Source organism: Rhodococcus sp. PvR044, from assembly GCF_040548995.1.
Lineage (GTDB): Bacteria > Actinomycetota > Actinomycetes > Mycobacteriales > Mycobacteriaceae > Rhodococcus_G > Rhodococcus_G oryzae.
Genome location: NZ_JBEPSX010000024.1, coordinates 1 through 5,228, shown reverse-complemented (window position 1 = coordinate 5,228; position 5,228 = coordinate 1). Strand labels below are relative to the sequence as shown.

Annotated in this window: 3 protein-coding genes and 1 pseudogene; 3 read left to right on the top strand and 1 reads right to left on the bottom strand. The window is 67.4% G+C overall.

Features of this window, described 5'->3' with window-relative positions; genetic code table 11:
• Positions 1 to 227: 227 nt before the first annotated feature.
• On the bottom strand, positions 228 to 1,853 hold the full coding sequence (locus tag ABIC28_RS27205; protein ID WP_269590473.1) for a PucR family transcriptional regulator: 1,626 nt from the start codon (positions 1,851 to 1,853) through the stop codon (positions 228 to 230).
• A gap of 134 nt (positions 1,854 to 1,987) precedes the next feature.
• Here ABIC28_RS27205 and ABIC28_RS27200 point away from each other — a divergent pair, with 134 nt between their 5' ends.
• The 3 genes and pseudogenes from ABIC28_RS27200 to ABIC28_RS27190 all read left to right on the top strand — a co-directional run.
• Complete coding sequence (locus ABIC28_RS27200; RefSeq protein WP_097214443.1) at positions 1,988 to 3,496, top strand: CoA-acylating methylmalonate-semialdehyde dehydrogenase; 1,509 nt, start codon at positions 1,988 to 1,990, stop codon at positions 3,494 to 3,496.
• Between the two features lie 20 nt (positions 3,497 to 3,516).
• Positions 3,517 to 4,905: an aspartate aminotransferase family protein gene (locus ABIC28_RS27195; protein ID WP_354581824.1), complete on the top strand. Its 1,389-nt coding sequence runs from the start codon at positions 3,517 to 3,519 to the stop codon at positions 4,903 to 4,905.
• A gap of 114 nt (positions 4,906 to 5,019) precedes the next feature.
• Positions 5,020 to 5,228 (top strand): annotated as a pseudogene (locus tag ABIC28_RS27190) (pyridoxal 5'-phosphate synthase lyase subunit PdxS); the annotation flags it as partial.

The window sequence follows — 5,228 nt, the reverse complement described above, 5'->3', positions numbered from 1 at the left end:
GTGGTCATGGGTACAACCTTTTGATGTGAGCGGGACTGCCGCGGCCCGCGGTGTGTTGGGGGGTCACTCGTTCCGTGCGAGTTCAGTCACCATAGCCACAGAAGTGGTCGCTGTCACCCCTCATGAACAGAAATGACCCACAACACTTGTTGATCTAGCAGTTCTAGGTCGATCAATTTGATGAAAGATCAGTATCGATCTGGCTGCCCTGTCGGGGCGGGTGTGCGTCAGGGGGTGTCGTGACCCGGTGCGCCTGCGCGACTGTCGAGAATGAGGACAGCGGTGTGCAGCGAGGTGCGGGACTCGGCGTCGTCGAGATCGACGCCGAGGAGGCGCTCGATGGTGGCCAGCTTGGAGTACAGCGTCGGCCGTGACAGGTGCAGTCGCTTGGCCAGCTCGGTCTTGTTGCCGCCGAGTGCCAGGAAGCTGCGGAGCACGTGGAAGGAGTCGTCGTCGTGCCGCGCCGCGTGTTCGAGGAGGCCCCGGAGCTCGGTTTCGGCAAAGGCCTGCACGCGCGGGTCGGTGCGCAGGAGCGCTACCAGTCCGCGCAGCCGGATGTCCGAGGAGCGGTGAAACAGCTTGTCGTCCAACGGTAGCGACTGGGCAACGTCCGCGATGTGCGCGGATTCCGTGAGCCCGACCGCGGCGTCCAGCAGGCGGGTGGATTCCGGCCCCGCGCCGATGGTGCACCGGCTGACGCCCTCGATCCTGCCCAGCGCGGAGCGGATCTCCGCGCAGACTGCCTGCAGGACGTCGGCAGTGGAACTGCCGGGCGGGCGCGAGAGCAGCAGGTCGATCCTTCCGTCCTGTGGATTCGAGGCGAGGGCGGTGTTGCGTGAGGCGCGGATCGCGTGGCGGATGGCGTCGAGCATGCGTACCCGTCGCCGCTGTGCGAAAACCTGGTCGACACTGGATATTTCGCCGACTCGCACCGTCATGGGGAGATAGGTCAGGCCCGGCCGCATACCGAGCGCGTGAGCGCGTGCGGTCGCCTCTGCCTCGTCCTCGATGCGACCTCGGCGGAGCTCGTAGACGAGGCCGCTCTGGGCCTGCTGCTCGAGTGCGGTTCCCTCCTGCTCGACCATCCGGTGCAGTGCGAGTGCCTGGGCGGCACGTTCGAGGGTCATTCGCGTCCGCGCCTCGGCCGCGGTCGGGAACGGCGCGACGAGTCGGCCCCATTCCTGGCGGTGCGCGCCCACCGGGGTCGTGGTCCACGCCTCCGGTCCGCCGATCGCGGTCTGGTGCGAGATCGGAGTGAGCCGCGACCGGCGTTCCCAGTCCGAGAGCAACTCGGCCGCCGGGGCGCCGTGCGACGCGAACGCGAGCACCTGCCGGGTGAGGTCCTCGAGAACGATCGGGGTGTCGAGCATGCTCGCCGCGGCGTCGACTATCTCGCTCAGGGGAGCCCGTTTCATGCTCAGGTCGGTGAAGATCTCGTGCGCTTGCCGCGCGAAGGCGACCTCGGCGTACTGCTCCGCGACGATCGAGCGATGCACCTCCTCGGTGACCTCGACGAATCGGACCTGTCGGTGCAGGGCGATCACGGGCAGCCCGAGCCGGTCGGCCGCCTCGGGCATTTCCGCCGGCACCGCCTCGACATGGACGCCGAGTTCGATCACCAGCCCGGTCGCACCCGCCGCTGCCAGGCCTTCGAGGTAACTCACCGGGTCGTGGGTGAGCGGGAGCCCGGTCGTGAGGACGAGTTCGCCGCCCTGGAGCAGGTTCGACAGGTCGGGCAGGTCGCTGACGTGTACCCATCGGACGGGCCGGTCGAGTGCACCGCCGCCGACCACTTCCGGCTCACCGGCCTGGATGACGGGGAGCGCGAGGATGTCGACAACGGTCGGCAGCATTGACGCAGTGTAAAGCAGGGGGTGGATTCTCTTACATTGTGTAGGGCCGGGTGGGCTGTTGCGGGACCGAGAGTGGAGATCTCACCCGCGACGGACGGTCGCGCATCGGCTCACTCGACAAGGACGTTCTCTTCATGACTCTCAGCGATGGTGTTCGGACGATCTCGCACTGGTCCGACGGTAAGGGCTTTGCCGGCACGAGCGGCAATACAGCTCCGGTGACCAACCCGGCGACGGGCGCCGTCACCGGTGCGGTCGCGCTGGCGAGTGTCGAGGACGCGCGGACCGTGATCGCCGCCGCCACCGCGGCATTCCCGGCCTGGCGGGACATGTCCCTCGCGAAGCGCACAACGATCATCTTCAAGTTCCGCGAATTGCTCAACGAGCGCAAGGAGGAACTCGCCGCGATCATCACCGCTGAGCACGGCAAGGTGCTCTCGGACGCCCTCGGTGAAGTCTCCCGGGGCCAGGAGGTGGTCGAGTTCGCCTGCGGGATCGCGCACCTTCTCAAGGGTGGGATGACCGAGAATGCCTCCACCGCAGTCGATGTCGCCTCCATTCGTCAGCCGGTCGGCCCGGTCGGGATCATCTCTCCGTTCAACTTCCCCGCGATGGTCCCGATGTGGTTCTTCCCGGTCGCCATCGCCGCAGGCAACACCGTCATCCTCAAGCCGTCCGAGAAGGATCCGAGCGCGGCGATCTGGATGGCCGAGCTGTGGGCCGAGGCCGGCCTGCCCGCAGGCGTGTTCAACGTGCTCCAGGGCGACAAGACCGCCGTCGACGAGTTGCTGACGAACCCGGCGATCAAGGCGATCTCCTTCGTCGGGTCCACCCCGATCGCCCAGTACGTCTACGCCACCGGCACCGCCCACGGCAAGCGCGTGCAGGCGCTGGGTGGGGCGAAGAACCATGCCATCGTGCTGCCGGATGCCGACCTGGACCTGGCCGCGGACGCCATGGTCAACGCCGGTTTCGGGTCCGCGGGCGAACGCTGCATGGCCATCAGTGCACTCGTCGCGGTGGGGGACATCGCCGACGAGTTGGTCGAGAAGATCGCCGAGCGCACCCGGGGCCTCAAGACCGGTGACGGCACCAAGGACTCCGACATGGGCCCGCTGGTGACGAAGGCGCACCGCGACAAGGTTTCGTCCTACGTCGACGCCGGCGAGGCGGCGGGCGCCACGATCGTCGTCGACGGACGCGACGTCCAGGCAGACGGTGGTGCCGACGGGTTCTGGCTCGGTCCCACCCTCATCGACAACGTCACCACCGACATGTCCGTCTACACGGACGAGATCTTCGGGCCGGTCCTGTCCGTCGTGCGCGTCGATTCGTACGAGGAGGCGCTGGACCTCATCAACTCCGGTCCGTTCGGGAACGGCACCGCGATCTTCACCAACGACGGAGGCGCCGCTCGCCGCTTCCAGAACGAGGTGGAGGTCGGGATGGTCGGGATCAATGTCCCGATCCCCGTCCCCACGGCGTACTACAGCTTCGGCGGATGGAAGAACTCGCTGTTCGGCGACACCCACGCGCACGGTGCAGAGGGCGTGCACTTCTTCACCAGGGGCAAGGTCGTCACCACTCGGTGGCTCGACCCCAGCCACGGCGGCATCAACCTCGGCTTCCCCCAGAACAACTGAGCGGAGAGGACTTTCACGCCATGACGACAACAACGCACCAGGACCTCCTGCCCACCGGCCAGTCCATCGACGAGGCCCGCGCCGAGGGTGAGCGGGCATTCGCGCTCGACCGCGCGCACGTCTTCCATTCGTGGTCGGCGCAGGAGCAGATCACCCCGATGACGATCCTCGCAGCCGAGGGGTCGTACGTGTGGGACGGCAACGGAAACCGACTGCTGGACTTCTCTTCTCAGCTGGTCAACACCAACATCGGTCATCAGCACCCGACCGTCGTCGCGGCCGTGCAGGCGCAGGCGGCAAAGCTGTGCACGATCGCGCCGCAGTACGTCAACGACGCCCGCTCCGAGGCAGCCCGCCTGATCGCCGAGCGGACCCCTGGCGATCTGAACAAGGTGTTCTTCACCAACGGCGGCGCGGACGCCGTCGAGCACGCGGTGCGGATGGCCCGACTGCACACCGGCCGCTACAAGGTGCTCTCGCGGTACCGGTCGTACCACGGCGGCACCGACACCGCGATCAACCTGACCGGTGACCCGCGTCGCTGGCCCAACGATCGCGGCAACAGCGGCATCGTGCATTTCAACGGTCCCTTCCTCTACCGCTCGCAGTTCCACGCGGCCGATGAGGCGCAGGAGACCGAGCGAGCGCTCGCACACCTCGACCAGTTGGTCGCGATGGAGGGACCGAGCACGATCGCTGCCATCATCCTCGAATCGGTACCGGGCACCGCGGGCATCATGGTTCCCCCACCCGGCTATATGGCCGGGGTCAGGGAGATCTGCGACCGCCACGGCATCGTGTTCATCGCAGATGAGGTGATGGCCGGCTTCGGGCGGACCGGAAAGTGGTTCGCGATAGATCATTTCGATGTGGTCCCAGACCTGATCACCTTCGCCAAGGGTGTGAACTCCGGCTACGTCCCGCTGGGCGGCGTCGCGATCAACGCCGAGATCGCGGCGACATTCGCCAACCGGGCGTACCCCGGCGGGCTGACGTACTCGGGTCACCCGCTGGCCACCGCCGCCGCCGTCGCCACCATCAACGCGATGGAGGAGGAGAAGATCGTCGAGAACGCTGCCCGGATCGGCAACGAGATCCTCGGTCCCGGACTGCGCGAACTCGCCCAGCGGCACCCGTCGGTCGGTGACGTCCGCGGTGTCGGCGTGTTCTGGGCGATCGAACTCGTCACCGACCGTGGGACGAAGGAACCGCTCGCCCCGTACGGCGCCTCCAGCCCGGCGATGAACGAGGTCATCGCGGCGTGCAAGTCCGCCGGACTGCTGCCGTTCGCGAACTTCAACCGGATCCACGCGGTGCCGCCGTGCACCGCCACCGACGCCGAGGTTCGGGAGGGGCTTGCGATCCTCGACACCGCGCTCTCGGTCGCGGACGCGCACACCGCGCGCTGAGTACCCGATCCGCCCCATGGTCAACGGCGCCCATGGGGCGGATCGCCGTTTCGGTCCCCGGCCCGCCCACCATCACCTCGTACCCAGAGGTGAAATCTCCCAGAGGAATACAGAATGCTCGACACTGAATCGTCCACCGGCACGGCCCGCGTCAAGCGCGGCATGGCCGAGATGCTCAAGGGCGGGGTCATCATGGACGTCGTCAACGCACAGCAGGCGAAGATCGCCGAGGACGCGGGTGCGGTGGCGGTCATGGCCCTCGAGCGTGTGCCCGCGGACATCCGCGCGCAGGGCGGCGTGTCCCGGATGAGCGACCCGGACAT